The organism is Candidatus Xianfuyuplasma coldseepsis (assembly GCF_014023125.1).
Taxonomy (GTDB): domain Bacteria; phylum Bacillota_I; class Bacilli_A; order Izemoplasmatales; family Izemoplasmataceae; genus Xianfuyuplasma; species Xianfuyuplasma coldseepsis.
The window spans coordinates 1,222,329-1,239,658 of record NZ_CP048914.1 but is presented as its reverse complement, the minus strand read 5'-3'; the positions used below and the strand labels follow the sequence as shown (position 1 = coordinate 1,239,658).

Here is a 17,330-nt window from a genome sequence, read left to right as displayed (position 1 = left end):
ACCTCTGTAAAATCAATTACAAACAAGAAAACACACACCGGTTTATAAACGGTGTGTGTCGATTTACTCTTCCATTTTATAGAGGTATTGATTTTTCCCATTGTGCTTCGCTTGATACATCAATCGATCGGCTTTACGCGCAACATCTTCTCTAACTGTTGCTTGGATAACACCGATGGATACGGTTGTATGAATATTCTCAAATTCTTGGGATAAAGCTTGTGTTTGTTTCAATATATCTTCAGCCATTCTTCGGATGGTTTCCTCTGAATCAAATAACAACCCAACAAATTCGTCTCCTCCAAGGCGGTAAAACCGTGAGTGATCATCTTCATGGAGTTGTAATATGGCCGCAAATTGTTGTAAAAATCGATCGCCTTCCCGGTGACCTAATTGATCATTAATGATTTTAAAATCATCCAGATCTAAAAACATGACGTGAAATTGTTCATTACGGTACCGTTCGCCATAATGATAATCAAAGGTGTATTTATTGAATAACCCTGTTAATGAATCATGGTGGGTTTTATAGAAGACATCTTCTTCGATGGTGATAAACGGGGTCACGATTGTGAAATGAAGAGCGATCAATTTCTGCTGCACATCAATTTGATCGGTCATGAGGCGTAACCAAATACGCTCGTTGTTGTTTTTGATTGGAAATGTGATATTGCTTGGTGTGGAAACATCCAGAAGGTTTGATGCAATACCATCATAATACTCCTGACGTCCCCGTACTTTGGCAAACATATTGTCCAAATCCATATCCGCGAGTAACTGCGATAAACGAAGGGATTCTTGTTCTTGATATCCGAATAGCGTAAAGGACCCCACAATAAGATGAAGTACAAGATCATCGAGTTCATCAATAACACTGTAGCAAATGCATTTGTCTTCACGGTGTAATACAACATCCTTAATGCCATCAAGTTGGAACTCTTGTTCAATGGTCTTTAACGCCTTGTTGAAGTACTTAAATTTCATTTGCAAACTCCTTCAATTATAATTTCATGATCAGGTACTATTATTGTGTTTGATCATTTACTAATCGGACGTCCAGATTGAATGTACTGAATCATCACATTCGTCACACGAGGACTAAACTGTTGTCCTTCACCCTCACGGAGTTGTTGAATGATTTCTTCATTGGACAGTTTTGGTTGATAGACTCGATTGTGCGCCATCGCATCAACCGCGTCACAGATATGTAAAATCTGTGACAAGAATGGTATTTGATCGCCTTGTAATCCGTCGGGATAGCCCTTGCCATTCCACCACTCATGGTGATGACGAACGATTCGTGCGATGTCACTTAGTCCTTCGGACTGTGATATAATTTTATACCCATAAACGGGGTGTTCTTTGATCAATTCGTATTCGTCTTTGGTTAGTCGGCCTTTCTTATTTAATACGTCAGAGGACACCCCAACCTTACCGATATCATGAACAATCCCAGCCCAATACAAGTTACGAATATCTCTTTCCGCTAAACGTAGTTCTTTAGCGATGTTGGCACAAAGTGTAGCAACGTGTTCACTGTGTCCACCGGTATAACGGTCATAGAGTTCCAATGTACGAACCAAACTTAATACGATATCATCTTTCATTTGATTTTGATTTTTCAATAAACTACCAATGGAAAAATAGCTATTCATCAGTCGTTGAAACGATGCGAAATTCTCAAGATCGTCTTGTTTAAACGATTTATCAGAATCATGATAAATATCAAAACTCATTCCAGCATATTCGGTTTTACTTCGGAATACAGTGAAGCGAATCGATTCTTTTAAACGTCCATATCGTTCAACAAAGTCATCGACTTTTTGATTGTTTTCAAACACGATATCATAATCGGTGTCTCGTATCAGTTTAGGTGTATCAAACGACCAGACGAATCCTTTACTTAAGAACTCCATTTGATTTAAGTAATCAATATCATAGCCTTTAGCAGCAATAAACTCGACATAGTCCTCATTCTTAATATTACAGGATGCACGATCAAAGTTCGGATACAATGTACAAGCAATTAAAAACATCCGTTCCAAGTAATTTCGTTCAAATTGTTCCACTTCTTCAGGAAGAGTGTTTTCGACATTGAGGAGATTGTTTGTAGAAACAATCAACTGTTCTAAATTGGTGTTCGCCTGTTTCATTAAGTCTAAATTTTCCTGGCGTTCCAATAATATAATCCGCACGATACTGGCAATAATCGATACAATCATGATAAACAAGCTAACTTCAACAGCTTCGATTGTATATCCAATCCCGGTTTGGAACGAAACTGCAACAATATTAAGAATCACCATTAAGATGATGTTAATGACAAATATCATGCGGTAGGAAAACTTGAATGAGGCAATAATATACATGAGAATGATAAAGATTTGGAAATTCTCAAACTTCGCAAAATCATGACCAATCTCAGCAAATACAAAGACTGTTATCAATCCAAAAACTACAAGAAAAATCCCAGCTTGAAGTGTTCGCTTTGTCCCTTGATGGAACGAATCATCATGAAGATGTGAGTTTAGAATCAAACTACCAAAAATCAAGATGCCAAAGATACTTCCACTCGCCCAATATGGGTAGCTATCAAGAAAGTGCTCAAATCCATAGAACAAGCTCAAAGATGTGACTCCAAACAAAGCTCCTATCATTCCCGTTGCCACAATAATCAATAAAAACAGACCTAAATCATTCGCTTTTAATTCCTTTTCCAGTGGTAAATTCGATCGATCCATCAACCACGAAAACACAAATACTTCTGCAAGATTGGCAACTGTAAACAACAATGCTAAGAAAAATGTAATATACAGTGCTTCATCGACATAAAGTATACGAAATGCCAAGTTACCTAAGACAACGGCACTAATTATTCCTGGTAAAACTTGCTTGCGATAGATATAGAAAAACATCGTATACAGTCCGGCTGCAGGATAGAAAAACGCTCCTGCCCCATGAAACTGCGTATACGACAATCCTAACAGAATCATTAAGAATGTAGCAATAAAAATGATTCCATTACGTTGTTTAATAGATAAATGATCAAACATCTTCCCACCCTCTTTTAAATCCAGATGTTTATCATTATGTACATTTTTTAATGTACATTCCTATAAAGATTTTAGCATACAAACTACTTGAACACAATTTATATCGTGAAATGCACTGCGTTATGAGCTCTAAAAAAACCACTAAAAAAACCATAGTTTCCTAACTATGGTTCTTCAAAAATCAATCACTTCAGTACTGTTTATTGATGATTTATAATGATATCTTTATAGAACAACACCGCTTCTGTTAGACAGGTTTTTGGTATCGCTTCATTGATTCCGTGAATTTTCTTTAAATCCTTATTATCCATACGAACTGGACTGAAGCGTAGTGCTGATTCGGTAATCTCACTAAAGTATCGACAATCGGTACCACCAAGCATAACGTAAGGACTCACCAAGACATCGGGATAATTCTTCATAATCATCTTCACAATGTAACGATAAGCATCGTTTGAAGTCGAGGAGATTGGGGATGCTTCCCGTGCTTCTAAGAGTTCGGCTTCAATGTCGTATTTCTTTGCAATTTTTTGTAATACATTAAACGATGAATCAATATTTTGTATCGGGTGAATCCGTAAGTTGGCGGTAACGGAAGCTTCCGCAGGAATGACATTCTCCGCATCACTCCCTTCCTGCATTGTAAACGCAATTGTCGTCGATAACAACGCTCGTCCAAATGGATTAATCTTCGGTAATAACCATGTCAATAATGGTTTAAACAACCACAGATTTCCAAACAAGAAACGATAGGGTCCCTTCATCGCCGGTGCCGCTTCACTGAAAATAGCGGCTACTTCGGGAATCATTTTTGTCTTCAAAGGAAAGTGATTCTCGACATCTTGGACAAACGCACTCAAGCGTGCAATCGGTGAATTCTTCGGCGGATAACTGGAGTGTCCCCCTGCGCTTTTGGCGGTGAACTTAATATTCGCATACCCTTTTTCAAGGACTCCGATTAATGCAATGGGTTTTTGAACCGATGGTAAACTACCACGGACAATCGCACCACCTTCATCTAGGACAAGATACGGTTTGACACCAAACTCTTGCAATTTCTCGACACTCTTATGAGCTCCAAATCCACTGGTTTCCTCATCCGTAGAACTTGAGATATAAATATCGTGTTCTGGTGTAAATCCTTGTCCAATTAACTCATCAATGGCTTTGAAGATACCATATAATGTCGACTTGGTATCCAATGTCCCACGACCATAGATCAAATCCTCCGTTAGATGTCCACTAAACGGGGGATAATCCCATCCCGAGTTGGATGCCGGAACAACGTCTTGGTGAGCCATTAAAACAATCGGTTTATCGCTTGATTTTCCAGTCCATTTAAAGAGAATTGAATGTCCTTCAAATACAGTCTGTTCCATTGTATTATATACATTTGGAAACAACTCTTGTAAGACCTTATGAAACGCTTCAAATGCCGTAACGTCTTTCGTTTTTGGATCGTAGGACAAAGTCTTCACTTGAATCATTTTTTGGAATTCGTTGGCATATTGTTCACTTAATGTCTTGTCAACCTCTATTGGTGATATATTTAAATTCTTATCTTTAATAACAAAGGATCGAATCAACGCAACAAGTAGTAATACTAATATAAGTCCTACTACACCTAGTAATATATATAACCCAATCATACAAATCCCTCCTATATCTTCTCTTTATCAAATAAGTACTTCGCTACAGCAACTGTGACAAGGGCAGCAATCAAGATAATGATAATCACTTGGCCATTGACAAACGTGGGGGCAATCATACTGAGAAGAATGACGACAACCATCGGCGCAATGACAAGTTTCCAGTTGCCTTTAAAATATTTATATCCTAACGCCCCAAACAAGGCACTGATAACCCAGGTAAAAGCAGGTGCTAAGATTTCCGATTGGAGTAGTGGTTTTAGTGGTAACAACAAGATCACACCAAGTGATAATATCACCACGGTTGTAATCGATGAAAAGGCGACACTTACCGTACTAACCACTTCATTCTCCGGAGTGTTAATCTCCGTCTTACAGATTTCTCGTGCATTCATAACACACGGTACTTTTAGATTGATTAGGTTCCCTGTCACAAACGCCAAATACGTTGCGCTGGTTCCCAGGAGTGGTGAATAGGTCATCATTTCAATCAATCCACCTGGAAGATAAATCACACTAAGGGCGATTACTCCAGTAGTAAACTGTCCCCAGTTGGGACTAATACCGGTAATAATCCAAATCAAACTCGGTGGTAATAACATCACAACTAATCCAAGAACGATAAAGATCCGTCCATAAAGGTGCATTTTATTACGATAGGTCATTAGTAGATCCCTCCCATTCCGAGAAGAACGGCAACGCTCATCCCAATCAACATACTAAAGGAGAGTTGGAAGTTCTCTAACCATTTCATTTTTTTCGTTGTAACTAGATAATCGAGTCCTGCCATAGTTGCAAAGCTCACGACAAAGACAATTAAGGGAACAACCGTTGTCTTTGTGACAATCTCATCACTGTATACCCCATCGACAATCGCTCTCGCATTGTACCCGAAGATACGCGAAAAGGCATCGCCAAAATAAGCGGATATCAATCCGATAAAGACCCCTTGAAACAAGAGTGGACCAAAACTCCGTCCTTCTTTTGTCGTTGCTTTGTCGACGACTTTAGCTTGATACTTCTTAAAGAGAAATAACGTAAATAAACTTCCCCAAATTATCGCAATCGTCATCGTAAAGGCAATCGTCACGAAATTTTCAACGGTAAGATTCAACGCATTAACACCTTCTACGGCTAAATCCGCAGCCATTAACTCATAGTGAAGGGCCCCTAACACAGACAACCGAATCCATGGTAGTGGGATTCCTAAAAATCCACTCATTGTAATGACTCCGATAAAGATTCCAATCGATGGTAAAACACTAAAGCTAATCGATGATACAATTGTCTTCTTAATCAGCGACGAATCCATGTTTAACTCTTTACTACGTTGATACGCATGATACGCGAAAAACAGCGAACCACTGATAATAAAGATCGTTACAAACGCCCCAATGATATAGAGCCATGGTGCTTCTTTGACGTCGGTAATACTGATTAGTAATGGAATCACAGTCCTCATCCTCCTTATGTTTCACTTATCCTAATTTTATCACACAAATGAATCCTTTGTGTTTGTTTTTCAGAGACTATTAAAAAAACCACAATTTGACATTGTGGTTTTTGTTTGTCGTAACGAATTAACGTTTACTAAATTGTGGTGCACGACGAGCTTTTTTGAGACCTGGTTTTTTCCGTTCTTTGACACGTGGGTCACGGGTTATTAAACCAGCAGCTTTTAAAATAGGACGATAGTCTTTGGAGACTTCTAATAATGCTCTTGTAATACCGTGACGGATCGCACCAGCTTGGCCACTGAGTCCGCCTCCGTATACATTCACTTCGATATCAAATGTTTTTAAGTTGTTTGTTTTGGTAAGTGGTTGTTCCACGTCTAAACGTGTTGCAGCACTTGGAATATATTCGTCGAATGGGCGACCATTGATTAAGAACTTCCCAGTACCTGGGCGTAAGATAACGCGGGCAACAGAACGTTTACGACGTCCGGTTCCACGATACATAACTGATTTTGCCATGGTTTAGTCCTCCTTAACCTTTGTACGGAAACACTTCAGGTTGTTGTGCTTGATGTGGGTGTTCGTTTCCGGCATAGACGAATAATTTTTTGTACATTTGACGACCTAATCTTCCTTTTGGAAGCATTCCTTTTACAGCAAATTCAATCAAGCGCTCTGGATGCGTTTGATTCATTACTTTTGCAGTGGTTTCTTTTAGGTGTCCAGGATATCTTGAATGTCTGTAGTATTTCTTTTGGTCCCATTTGTTACCTGTTAACTCGATGTGTTCTGCGTTGATGACGATCACGTAATCACCACAGTCTACATGTGGAGTAAAGGTTGGTTTGTGTTTTCCGCGAATCACAGAAGCCACTTCTGTCGCTAAACGACCTAAGCGTTTCCCGGTAGCGTCAATCACATACCATTTGCGTTCAATTGTCTCGTTATTAGCCATGAATGTTTTCATGCGTGTTTACCTCCCATATTTATACTTCTGGGCGTGGGTGTTTCTTTAATGTACCGGACTATATAATAGACTATTTCAATAGGCATGTCAAGGAATTTAACGAAGTTTTTTTATTTAGTTTGTAATTTAAACTAAAATCCCGTGTCAGCGTAGGTAAGCCAAAGTACTGAACTCACTTTTTTCGCTTTTTCAATTTTTACGAGGGAATCACGCAGGTGAGCCCCTCGAAATAAATTTTCTTTAATCAAACATGAATCCAATCAATATTCCCCATGCCATCAGATCAAAAATAATTAATGCACCATGGAGTAACAGAATCGGTTTTACAGGTATTTTTTGAACCACTTTATCACGCAAGATGAATGTTCCAATCAACGCGATCAAATCAAATCCTAGCGTCAACAGCATCCACATCACAACCGTATCTTCACCTGAACTATGCGTAACGGATCGTGCGATTAGGAGTAGCACAACGACTTGTGGTCCATACGTTAGGTAATAGAATCCTTTTCGTTGTTCGCGGATAACGTGTTTACGAAGCACATAAGAAATCAAGTAATACATAAATAGTAGGATACCGATTCCTGCGAGAATCATAATCCCTATCATAAAATAAAGCAATACTTCCCATCCACCATAGCCTTCGCCATGAATCGGCTCTGACACAAGCGTTAATTCACTAGTGGATATGCTGTATTCAAAGTAAAAATACTCATCATCTAGATACACTTCAGCGGTCTCTTCATAGGTGTAGAATTCTTGCGCTAAAACCGTTCCATCAGATTGAAACACAACAACATAAAAATCATCGTAGGACTCAACATCAAACAAGACATCATACTCGCACGTCTCATCGGTCCAAATGTTATTGTCAATGTACGCCCGATACGAGATGTAATCACCATCGTTCAGGAATGTAAAAGACTCATAGTTCGAATATTCGGAAGAATAACTGGGTAGTACGGTGTCCGTTGCAACATCACTTTGAACCAATACATCAACATGAATATCTACCGGCGTTGAATAGTCACAATCGGTAAAAAACACTGTCACCGGATCGACCCACATCGCCATTGAAATATCACTTGTTTGCAATAAAAAGGCAAGAATCGTCACAAGTGCAAATATCCATTTTTTCATAGGATTCATCCCTCCCTTTGCATTGCTTAATTTATGTTAATTATAACACACTTTACATTGATTACGAGTACAAAAAAAGAGTTGATATTGAATCAACTCTTTTGTCTTATTTTCGATAATACACCATCCACAAAATACCATATTGATCTCGTAACGAGTAGCCTAGTTCACTCCAACCGACATCACAGGGTTCATAAAATACTTCACGAGCTTCTTTCTGTAAAACAGAGAACGACTTCTGAACGCTCTCTATCGTCGGGAGTTCAACGTTGACAGTCACTCGTACTTGATCTTTATAGGGTTGATCTTTGGCGTCCCCGATAAATAGAGGACTACCACCAATCGATAATGCCGCATGCGCGATATTGTCCTTATCGGGATGATCGGGGAAAAACTCTTCATAGGTGGTTATCTCACCAACAACTTCAGCGTTGAATGCTTGTTTGTATAATTCGATGGCGTCTTTGGCACCATCGACGCTAATAAATGGGAATACACGACTCATGAAATCTCTCCTTTACCGATGTTGATCAATCAAGATCGGGTTGCCATCGGGGTCCACTAAAGTAATATGTCCTATACCTTCCGTAGTCGTTGTTGTTTCGATTAATTGGATTCCTTTTGATTGAAGTTCCTGTTCAATTTGGCGAACATCCGTAAATGGATTTACTTCTTCGGCATTGGTATTCCATCCCGGATTAAAGGTTAATATGTTCTTCTCAAACATCCCTTGGAATAGTCCAATCACGGCATCACCGTTTTTGAGTATTAGATAGTTGTACTCGATATCGCCACCAAGTTTGGTAAACCCTAGTTTCCGATAAAATTCATACGATACTTGTAAATCCTTAACGGTTAAACTAATTGAAAATGCACCTAGTTCCATACGTTCCTCCTTGTGTTATCTACCTTTATTATAGCAAACGAAAAGCACTATCGGGCGGATAGTGCTTTATGTAATAGGAAGAATATCTATTCTAATCATCAATGTTATCATACATTGTTGTAACGATAGCGATCAACTCTGTGGTACTAAGACCGTATTCTTTACATGTCACAAGCGAGTCTTGGAGTAATGATTTGACGGCGTCAATCTTTTTTTCTTTCAGTTTTTGTTGCGAGTTTTCTTTCACGTAAGATCCTTTTCCTTTTACCGTGTAGATAAAGCCACCTTGTTCCAGTAGTTCCCATGTCTTTTTAATGGTTATAATGCTAACGCGTAATTCTTTTGCAATGGTACGCATTGATGGAAGGACTTCATCTCCGGCGATATCACCATTGATAATTTGGGAAGATATTTGTTCGTAGAGCTGTTGGTAAATCGGTGTTTGTGAGGTATTCCGAACAATGATGTTTTTCATAAATCAATGTCCGCGAAGTTATGTTGGGAACGTTTGATTGCGAAAATACTAATTACAACACCGAGGACAGTAGTGATTAGGAAGGGAGTGATTTGAGATGCAAGGGTACCTTCAAAAACATCGCGCATCCATTGGAACTTAATCGCACCGTATTCAAAGATAAAACCATAGACAAGGGTAGCAACAACCGCATAGATGGTTGGTAACCCAAAGTGGTGTGCGGTTTTAAAATAGGCCGGTAGAAAGATGACATTAAACAATCCGTATAAGAGAATAACAACCCCAAAAAAGGCAAGATTGATATCCATAAATAGATTGAACTGGCCATACAGGATATTGTGGAGGATTCCAAAGATCACGGCAAAGGCAATATGGACGCCTTCTAAGATAAATAGTGCATAGGCTTTGGAGGTTACAATGTCATCGCGTTTAATTGGTAATACTGAGGTGAAGTTATAATCACCGTTGGCGAGGTATGCCGAATAGATTTGCGGGATGGAAATCCAAAAGAAATACATAAATACTAACATGAAAATCCAGTTTGGGATCAACATTAATGCCGCAAGTAATAACGGTAATAGGAAAAAGAATTTATGAATTGATAAGGTTAATTCTTTGTAGATAAGTGGTTTCATAATTGTCCCCCCTCATTTGCATGGAAAATCATAATATCATCCAGGCTTGGTTGTCCAATTTTACAAGTGTCGGTTGTTGCGACGTCTTTTGTTTTGATTAATCCGTTAAAGCCAAAGGCGTTTTCACGGTAGGATATTAAGCGATCTTTGATTTGTTGCAGTTCTTCTTTTGTTCCGCCAACAAATCGATATTTGTCAATCATATCATCCTTGGTACAAGAATCAATGATTGATCCATTTTTGATAAAGGTAATATAATCGGCACATTTATCGAGATCACTTGTAATATGGGTGGAAAAGAGAATACTCGTTTCTTCATTTTCAACAATGCTTTGGAAGACTTCTAATAAGTTATCCCGGGCAACGGGATCAAGTCCACTGGTGGGTTCATCCAAGATCAATAGTTCCGCGTGGTGGGATAAGGCAAGGGATATCGCATATTTTAATTGCATCCCTTTGGACAACTCATCAATCTTTTTACTGGGGTCTAAATGGAACGTGTCAAGGTAGGATTGATAGAGTGCTTCGTCCCAATTCGGATAGAACCGTTTGTAGACATTGGTTACTTGATTCAAGGTTTTCTTGGGATAGAATAATTCACCCGATACATACCCAATGCTCGATTTAATCTCCATTTCATGGATATCGATATCTTTTCCTAAGATGGTGACATCCCCACCGTCCCGCTTCACAAGATTCAACATTGATTTAATTGTGGTCGTTTTCCCGGCCCCATTTTCACCGATGAATCCCATGATGTATCCTTTGGGAATGGAAAAACTAACATTATTCAAGGTAAAGGTTTTATATTCTTTTCGTAGATTGGAAATTTCTAGACTGTTCATATGGGTTCTCCTTCTGTGTATATCGTACATACACAGTATACACTCATGGTTTTCCAATTGTCAATAGAAAAAAAGAAATTAACTATACAGAAGATGCGTGCAAACAAAAAAGCCCCTAAGGGCTCTATCATTTCACATCATCAATCGATCTTACTGGAAGCCAATCATCCATATTAGAGAATGCACTTTTGTCAAACGAAAAAGCATGTACTTGTTGAACGTCTTTTATTGTGATTATTGGTGAACACTCCCACTACTTACAATAGGTATTGTTGAAGTAGGGGCTTCTCGGGTAATGCGCACTATCGCGCGCAAATCAATCGAGCTATCAAGGTTGTCCCATCCTCTATGTAATATCTATTCTTTTGTTTTCTGTTTTTACTCCCTTCTACTATTTACCTACTTGCATACTATCATATTGTTGTAGAAGTGGCAAAATGCAGAAAACGCAATATTTTCGAAAATGCAAAGCATTTCTGCACCAGAAATGATATATATTCATCTCCCACTTACCAAATTTTCGAAAATTTGCTTGAAGAAGGAGTCTTCTATATATGAAACGATAAATATCTCTTACCTCTGAATCGAACCAAAGCTTTGTTGTTTAATTTGATACGATGGCTAATCCCATCAACCATTGCGTTTGATTCGTCAGTAGTAAGTTTGTCCGAAAAGTACACCTCTTGTACAACTGCTTTCGCTTTTATCAATCCTTCACCATTGTTATTGACAAAATACAATGTATCATCAATTGCGACACGTCCATAAGGGAGCTTACGCCCAGTTGCCCCACGCAAAATAATGTCTTTTGTACCATCTATTAAATGATTCAGTTCTTCAGATTTGTAATCCAAATAGACAATATGATCCATATATATCCTCCTATAAATCCTCATCTCCGATGATCTGATTGCCACCGAGTTCTTTGGCCTTGTAAAGATACTTGTCTGCTCGTTCTAGGACAGTATCCAAACTATCTGTAAAATCGGAGTAGGTATATCCAATGGAAATGGATACTCCTTTTTCTTGGAGCATGTCATCGTTATTAATAAGTTCAAGAACATGAAACAATATATCCACTACTACCGAGCGTTTTCCAATCATGAATCCAGTGAACTCATCGCCACCCCATCGAGATAGTTTTCCATATTGTTGTACTTCGTTATTGATGATATTCGCAACGCGACGAAGAACAACATCACCAACGGCATGACCAAAACGATCGTTAATCGATTTAAACCGATCAATATCGATTGTGAATATCATGGCTTCTGCGACGGACGAATCAAACTCCTGCATTTCTTTGTCAAAACCACGCCGATTTAACAACAACGTTAAATAGTCGGTTTTGGCGATAGTAAAGACCCTATTCTGATATAAATTTGCGGATAATCGAACAATATTAACGACAATCATCAATACGATAACAATCATAATGATTGATGCATATAAATAATCGAGGAAAAAATGGGCTAACACATTTGTATCTTTGGTGACGACTAAGTACCAATGGAGTTCATCAATGTAGCGAGAATTTACATACATTGCTCCATTGTTTTTGCTAACGGTTACGAGTTCTTCTTGGTTCGATGTGATATCATTCTTTAGTTCACTTCCCAGTTCATCAAACAAATTCAGCTGCTCAATATTGTTGATGGTTGTACTGGATTGAACCAATCCTTCTAAATCTGTAAGATATACGGTTAACTCATAATTATCTTCAAAATCTTGGAGAAGTTCTGTGATATAATCCATTTCCAGACCAACACCAACTACGGCCGTAACCTGATCGTCTTCGTCGACCATTTTGACGTTGATAAAAATCGTAAGATCTCCGGTAACTTCATCACTGTCAACATCGATATCATACTCATTATCTTGATCGAGAAAATCATAATACCAGACATCGTGTGGATCACTCTGTGATACCACTTTCTGAACGCCATTATAATGATAATATTTCTGGGTTTGCGTCGACACTAAGAAGACCGAGCTATATCCATAACGATTGTGTAAACCCATTAAGTAGTCGGTTATTTCATCTTCTGTCATCGTGTCTTCACGAGTTAACCACTCTTTGACAAACGTATCTTCTGACATTGTCAGTGAAACATAAATCGGTTTGGTGAGTTCGTTATTGATTTCACTATACACATTCATTGCCGACAGCTCTGAGATGCTTCTAGTACTACTCTTTAGAATATTGCTATAGGATTGGAACGTGATAAAAGATGTAATGATTGAACCAATCAACACAATGAAACTAACTAATAACGATATTTTCCAACTCTTCTCCATCAAATCACTCTTCCTTATCTTACCTATTATATCATTTCATCTATTCATCACGAAACAATTAATATATTTCCATATTATAGTGTTACTATAGTGTACAAAACTTTCGTGTGATATAATTAAATTATAATGAGAAATCAGGTGATATTATCCAAAATCTTAAATTTCGATCCGCATTCCGCGTCGCACTTATTTATTTCATCTTTAGTTCTGCCTGGATTTTTTTATCGGACTTACTGTTGTTAACCATCTTTAGTGATGTAGAACCGTATCAAGTCTACAGTACGATCAAAGGTACATTCTTCATCATTATTTCTGCCATCATCATCTATTTCTTGGTCCATCACGAAATCGTTCTATTAAAAGAGGCCCAACTTAGTTATCGCGCGATGTCACGTCACGATGCACTTACAACATTGTATAATCGCACGGTGTTTAGTGAGGATTTAGATACCTACAATAATACACAACATGAATATACTCTGGTGGTCACCGATATCAATGGTTTACGGTTAATCAATGAAGCATACGGCTCAACCATTGGTGATGAAGTCATTCAAACATACGCTGCACAACTAAAAAATATATCCTATCCTTCCAGCACTTACCGCATTGGTGGAGATGAATTCTGTATTGTATTTGATGGACGTGATTTGACCAAAATCAACAACCAATTGGACAAGATTAAAACAGCGATGGAGAGCACTACAAAATACCGCATTAATGTAACGCTTTCCACCGGTATTGCTACAAAAAGTGAATACAGCTCGATATACGAAGCACTAACACATGCTGAAGAAATGCTCTTAAAAAATAAACTCCTTCAATCGACATCAGCGAGTAACGCGTTGATTACTTCATTGCTTTCGACACTATATGAACACAGCGATGAAACCGAACTCCATGCACAACGCATCTCCGAACTCTGTGAACAAATGGCCATCGCTCTACATATGGACCGTGCCGCAATAGATGAAATGATCTTATTTGCGTTGTTACATGACATCGGAAAGGTTGGTATCGAAGATCATATTCTACGTAAATCCGGTTCTCTTACTCCACTAGAATATGCGAAAATTAAACAACATTCAGCAATTGGATATCGCATTGCAAAATCCACCGCACAACTACAATCCATCGCGAATTATATTTTTACTCATCATGAGCGATGGGATGGACAAGGCTATCCTCGTGGAATTGCTAAAAAAGATATCCCAATCCAATCACGAATACTTGCTATTGCTGATGCGTTTGATGCCATGACAAACGATCGGATATACCGCAAAGCCATCTCCAAAGAGGAAGCTTTGGAGGAAATCATTCGCAATAAAGGGCTTCAATTTGATCCGGAACTCGTTGATATATTTACAACTATCCAAGGAAACATTTCAAGTCAAGATTAAACCCCCTTTAGTATAAGAACTCACTATCCCCCCGTAAATCAATCAACCGTTTATGGTTGTTATCTATGTCAATAATACAATGGTTTAACACCACTATCTTATTCAATTTCATCGACCTACCAACTACGAACCCGAAAGGTGGTACTTATGGAAATACTAGTGGAGCAGTTTGTCTTAGCTATTTTATGGGGAGCACTAATGTTGACGTATCTTTTGGGAGATGTTTTGCGGATTTTTGCGGGTGAATTTGTCCCCGGAGAAATTGATGGCAAAGAGGTTCCTGGAAGAATGTGGATACTATCCGCACTAATTATGGTTATACCTATTGTTATGATTCTTCTATCGTTGTTTGTTTCATATCCTTATACAAAATGGATTAGTGTTGTTATGAGTTCTGTGTTTTTTATATTTAATTTATTAGGTTTTTTCACTTATAAACCATTTGATCAGTTTTTGCTTATCATTAGTTTTATAATCAATAGTACGATTATCTACTATGCGTGGATATGGTAGTCCTTGAACCAATAATTTTCTCAATAAAAAGAAGTAGAGCTGTATGTTGCGGCTCTACTTCTTTTTATATATACTCATTTTAAAACACTGTAAGAAACGCTAGTCATCATCGTAATCATAGCCTGATTCATCTTGTGAATTGGAGTAAATTTCTCCGGTTCTTGCATCGACTTCAAGTTCGTACTCATTCTCTCCATATTCAAAGGATATGTCATAAAAGACAATTGTATTCTCTGATTCCAATTCAATTTCAAACTCTTGCATAAGCGAGGGATTAAGATTTAATTTCTCACCAAGAATTGTTTGAATGTCAATTGTAGATAGAATCGTATCATCAATGACGGGTTCTTCATTATCGCTTGAGGTCAGAATTGTTCCATCTTTGGCATTGATGATAAGTTCATAGTCGGATGAGATGGTTTCCAGCTCGATTTCATACAGTAACATGCCATCTTCTTGTTCCAGTTCGATTTCGTATTCGACTATTGTAGTAGAATCTAATCCATAGTGTGATAATGCGATGTCATATGCTTGTTCCATCGTTAAAACACTTAATGTACTTGCAGAACCACTGTGATGGATATTATCGAGAGCATAGTTTTTAGCTTCTAACAATAAATTTAAATCATTGATCGACAACTTAGCCAAGTCTTCTAAAGAACTACGAGGATCGACTTCAGCGATTTCTAGTAATAACTCGGCTTTGGCTTCAGAGATGTCAAGTTGTTCTGATAAAGCTAGAGCATCTTCGCTAAAACGTAGGCGTTGGGATATAATGGATCCCTCAATCGCACTTCCCGAAAGCAAGTTGCGAACCATCTCCGTGTAGGTCGTAATTAACTCTTCTTCTTTCGATTCATCAATACACTGGATGGATAATAGAATTGAATTGGAACTATCGTTGATGTAGCCATTGATTAACATCGAACCGATAATCGCATTGATTGCAACATTGGAATCGACACCAACGAGATCCATATCCCCTAAAATGGTCTGGGCATCTAGATTCTCAGCGGTAACCGATAATATTGTACTATCCTCATTGAGTTCCAACACCAAACTAGGGTTGGCTTCAATCGCAAGAATTGAGTACGCTTGTGGTGTCGCCGGATTCGATCCAAAGACAACCATTAGTAAAATAACAAGTACGGCAAGGGAGGTAAAGGCGTATCGGAATCCACGTGAAAACAGTGCTTGTTTCAATTGTTCAAAGAAGGATGCCTTTTGTTGAGGATATTCCATCTTCGGACATTCTTCTAATATTTGTTGAAATAAGTCGGGTTTTTGCTTATTAAATTCTTCGTATAGTTGTCGTTCAATATCGTTACGTTTCATCGTCATTCACCTCCAGATGTTGTTGTAGTTTTTTGAGGGCTCTTCGATATTTTGATAATACCGTTGACAAAGGTAGATTTAGGGTTTTTGCGATGTCTTTATGTTTCATGTTGGACATCGCATGCATGACAACAATCTGTCGATCATCTTCATTTAATATGTGCAATAATTTCGTCACAAGGTTTTCCTTGTATACATCGTCTTCGACGGTGGATTCTTCTCCGATGTCATAGACATCATCCAAATTTACGTGTTGGTGTTTCTTTTGTTGACGTAAGATTGAATAGGCGTGATTACGGGCAATGGTAAAAATCCAAGCCATTGCCTTTTTATTCGGTCGATAGTCTTTTGCATGTTCATAAATGCTTATAAACGTGCTTTGAACAACATCGCTAGCATCATCATAATTCCCTAGAATCGACATTGCAAGACCAAAGACTGCACCACTTGCTTGTTCATATAATTCTTCAAACGCAATGGCATCATACTGGGCAACTCGTTGGATTAGTTTATCGCTTATTTTGAGGTCTTTTTTGCTGTATTTTGAATTCATATTGTACCTCACTTAGTCACGGTTCAATCTCCACCATAGTATATCATTGTATGATGTTTTATGCCAATATACTACATTGAATCATCGAAGCCGATCAGGGGGTGATCGGCTTCATTGGAGGATA

At 38.3% G+C, this 17,330-nt stretch carries 19 protein-coding genes; 2 read left to right on the top strand and 17 right to left on the bottom strand.

Annotation, left to right across the window (positions count from 1 at the left end):
* Positions 1–63: 63 nt before the first annotated feature.
* The 15 genes from G4Z02_RS05940 to G4Z02_RS05870 all read right to left on the bottom strand — a co-directional run bounded on the left by G4Z02_RS05940 (position 64) and on the right by G4Z02_RS05870 (position 13,405).
* Positions 64–984, bottom strand: coding sequence for a GGDEF domain-containing protein (locus G4Z02_RS05940; protein ID WP_258877103.1), 921 nt, complete (start codon positions 982–984; stop codon positions 64–66).
* Positions 985–1,037: 53 nt separating this feature from the next.
* On the bottom strand, positions 1,038–3,053 hold the full coding sequence (locus tag G4Z02_RS05935; RefSeq protein WP_258877102.1) for an HD domain-containing phosphohydrolase: 2,016 nt from the start codon (positions 3,051–3,053) through the stop codon (positions 1,038–1,040).
* A 200-nt stretch (positions 3,054–3,253) separates the two neighbouring features.
* Positions 3,254–4,702, bottom strand: a complete 1,449-nt coding sequence (locus G4Z02_RS05930) for a M20/M25/M40 family metallo-hydrolase (protein ID WP_258877101.1) — start codon at positions 4,700–4,702, stop codon at positions 3,254–3,256.
* Positions 4,703–4,713: 11 nt separating this feature from the next.
* Positions 4,714–5,367, bottom strand: coding sequence for a hypothetical protein (locus G4Z02_RS05925; protein WP_258877099.1), 654 nt, complete (start codon positions 5,365–5,367; stop codon positions 4,714–4,716).
* On the bottom strand, positions 5,367–6,155 hold the full coding sequence (locus G4Z02_RS05920) for a DUF5058 family protein (RefSeq protein WP_258877098.1): 789 nt from the start codon (positions 6,153–6,155) through the stop codon (positions 5,367–5,369). The genes G4Z02_RS05925 and G4Z02_RS05920 overlap by 1 nt, the downstream gene beginning before the upstream one ends.
* A gap of 127 nt (positions 6,156–6,282) precedes the next feature.
* Positions 6,283–6,678: a 30S ribosomal protein S9 gene (gene rpsI, locus G4Z02_RS05915; protein ID WP_258877097.1), complete on the bottom strand. Its 396-nt coding sequence runs from the start codon at positions 6,676–6,678 to the stop codon at positions 6,283–6,285.
* 13 nt (positions 6,679–6,691) lie between these two features.
* Entirely contained in the window at positions 6,692–7,126 is a 435-nt protein-coding gene (gene rplM, locus G4Z02_RS05910) for a 50S ribosomal protein L13 (RefSeq protein WP_258877096.1), read from the bottom strand.
* 240 nt (positions 7,127–7,366) lie between these two features.
* Entirely contained in the window at positions 7,367–8,266 is a 900-nt protein-coding gene (locus G4Z02_RS05905; protein ID WP_258877095.1) for a hypothetical protein, read from the bottom strand.
* Between the two features lie 106 nt (positions 8,267–8,372).
* Positions 8,373–8,771: a VOC family protein gene (locus G4Z02_RS05900; protein ID WP_258877094.1), complete on the bottom strand. Its 399-nt coding sequence runs from the start codon at positions 8,769–8,771 to the stop codon at positions 8,373–8,375.
* A 12-nt stretch (positions 8,772–8,783) separates the two neighbouring features.
* Complete coding sequence (locus tag G4Z02_RS05895; protein ID WP_258877093.1) at positions 8,784–9,152, bottom strand: VOC family protein; 369 nt, start codon at positions 9,150–9,152, stop codon at positions 8,784–8,786.
* 91 nt (positions 9,153–9,243) lie between these two features.
* Entirely contained in the window at positions 9,244–9,627 is a 384-nt protein-coding gene (locus G4Z02_RS05890) for a GntR family transcriptional regulator (protein ID WP_258877092.1), read from the bottom strand.
* Positions 9,624–10,262: an ABC-2 transporter permease gene (locus G4Z02_RS05885; RefSeq protein WP_258877091.1), complete on the bottom strand. Its 639-nt coding sequence runs from the start codon at positions 10,260–10,262 to the stop codon at positions 9,624–9,626. Before G4Z02_RS05885 ends, G4Z02_RS05890 begins: the two co-directional genes overlap by 4 nt.
* A complete protein-coding gene (locus G4Z02_RS05880; RefSeq protein WP_258877090.1) occupies positions 10,259–11,107 on the bottom strand; it encodes an ABC transporter ATP-binding protein in 849 nt (282 codons plus the stop codon). The genes G4Z02_RS05885 and G4Z02_RS05880 overlap by 4 nt, the downstream gene beginning before the upstream one ends.
* A 548-nt stretch (positions 11,108–11,655) precedes the next feature.
* Entirely contained in the window at positions 11,656–11,979 is a 324-nt protein-coding gene (locus G4Z02_RS05875; RefSeq protein WP_258877089.1) for a hypothetical protein, read from the bottom strand.
* A gap of 10 nt (positions 11,980–11,989) precedes the next feature.
* Entirely contained in the window at positions 11,990–13,405 is a 1,416-nt protein-coding gene (locus tag G4Z02_RS05870) for a sensor domain-containing diguanylate cyclase (RefSeq protein WP_258877088.1), read from the bottom strand.
* 236 nt (positions 13,406–13,641) lie between these two features.
* Between G4Z02_RS05870 and G4Z02_RS05865 the strand changes: the two genes are divergently transcribed.
* Together G4Z02_RS05865 and G4Z02_RS05860 are read left to right on the top strand one after the other, a co-directional pair.
* Positions 13,642–14,805, top strand: coding sequence for a bifunctional diguanylate cyclase/phosphohydrolase (locus G4Z02_RS05865; RefSeq protein WP_258877087.1), 1,164 nt, complete (start codon positions 13,642–13,644; stop codon positions 14,803–14,805).
* Between the two features lie 147 nt (positions 14,806–14,952).
* On the top strand, positions 14,953–15,318 hold the full coding sequence (locus G4Z02_RS05860; protein ID WP_258877086.1) for a hypothetical protein: 366 nt from the start codon (positions 14,953–14,955) through the stop codon (positions 15,316–15,318).
* 99 nt (positions 15,319–15,417) lie between these two features.
* On the opposite strand, the gene G4Z02_RS05855 is transcribed toward G4Z02_RS05860, so the two are convergent.
* Together G4Z02_RS05855 and G4Z02_RS05850 are read right to left on the bottom strand one after the other, a co-directional pair.
* Entirely contained in the window at positions 15,418–16,653 is a 1,236-nt protein-coding gene (locus G4Z02_RS05855; RefSeq protein WP_258877085.1) for a PepSY domain-containing protein, read from the bottom strand.
* On the bottom strand, positions 16,643–17,206 hold the full coding sequence (locus G4Z02_RS05850; protein ID WP_258877084.1) for an RNA polymerase sigma factor: 564 nt from the start codon (positions 17,204–17,206) through the stop codon (positions 16,643–16,645). The genes G4Z02_RS05855 and G4Z02_RS05850 overlap by 11 nt, the downstream gene beginning before the upstream one ends.
* Between the last annotated feature and the right edge of the window lie 124 nt (positions 17,207–17,330).

Bases quoted from the DNA above. Each gene is read 5' to 3' on its own strand.
- G4Z02_RS05940 (WP_258877103.1), bottom strand. From the start codon at position 984: ATGAAATTTAAGTACTTCAACAAGGCGTTAAAGACCATTGAACAAGAG.
- G4Z02_RS05935 (WP_258877102.1), bottom strand. From the start codon at position 3,053: ATGTTTGATCATTTATCTATTAAACAACGTAATGGAATCATTTTTATT.
- G4Z02_RS05930 (WP_258877101.1), bottom strand. From the start codon at position 4,702: ATGATTGGGTTATATATATTACTAGGTGTAGTAGGACTTATATTAGTA.
- G4Z02_RS05925 (WP_258877099.1), bottom strand. From the start codon at position 5,367: ATGACCTATCGTAATAAAATGCACCTTTATGGACGGATCTTTATCGTT.
- rpsI (WP_258877097.1), bottom strand. From the start codon at position 6,678: ATGGCAAAATCAGTTATGTATCGTGGAACCGGACGTCGTAAACGTTCT.
- rplM (WP_258877096.1), bottom strand. From the start codon at position 7,126: ATGAAAACATTCATGGCTAATAACGAGACAATTGAACGCAAATGGTAT.
- G4Z02_RS05905 (WP_258877095.1), bottom strand. From the start codon at position 8,266: ATGAAAAAATGGATATTTGCACTTGTGACGATTCTTGCCTTTTTATTG.
- G4Z02_RS05900 (WP_258877094.1), bottom strand. From the start codon at position 8,771: ATGAGTCGTGTATTCCCATTTATTAGCGTCGATGGTGCCAAAGACGCC.
- G4Z02_RS05895 (WP_258877093.1), bottom strand. From the start codon at position 9,152: ATGGAACTAGGTGCATTTTCAATTAGTTTAACCGTTAAGGATTTACAA.
- G4Z02_RS05890 (WP_258877092.1), bottom strand. From the start codon at position 9,627: ATGAAAAACATCATTGTTCGGAATACCTCACAAACACCGATTTACCAA.
- G4Z02_RS05885 (WP_258877091.1), bottom strand. From the start codon at position 10,262: ATGAAACCACTTATCTACAAAGAATTAACCTTATCAATTCATAAATTC.
- G4Z02_RS05880 (WP_258877090.1), bottom strand. From the start codon at position 11,107: ATGAACAGTCTAGAAATTTCCAATCTACGAAAAGAATATAAAACCTTT.
- G4Z02_RS05875 (WP_258877089.1), bottom strand. From the start codon at position 11,979: ATGGATCATATTGTCTATTTGGATTACAAATCTGAAGAACTGAATCAT.
- G4Z02_RS05870 (WP_258877088.1), bottom strand. From the start codon at position 13,405: ATGGAGAAGAGTTGGAAAATATCGTTATTAGTTAGTTTCATTGTGTTG.
- G4Z02_RS05860 (WP_258877086.1), top strand. From the start codon at position 14,953: ATGGAAATACTAGTGGAGCAGTTTGTCTTAGCTATTTTATGGGGAGCA.
- G4Z02_RS05855 (WP_258877085.1), bottom strand. From the start codon at position 16,653: ATGAAACGTAACGATATTGAACGACAACTATACGAAGAATTTAATAAG.
- G4Z02_RS05850 (WP_258877084.1), bottom strand. From the start codon at position 17,206: ATGAATTCAAAATACAGCAAAAAAGACCTCAAAATAAGCGATAAACTA.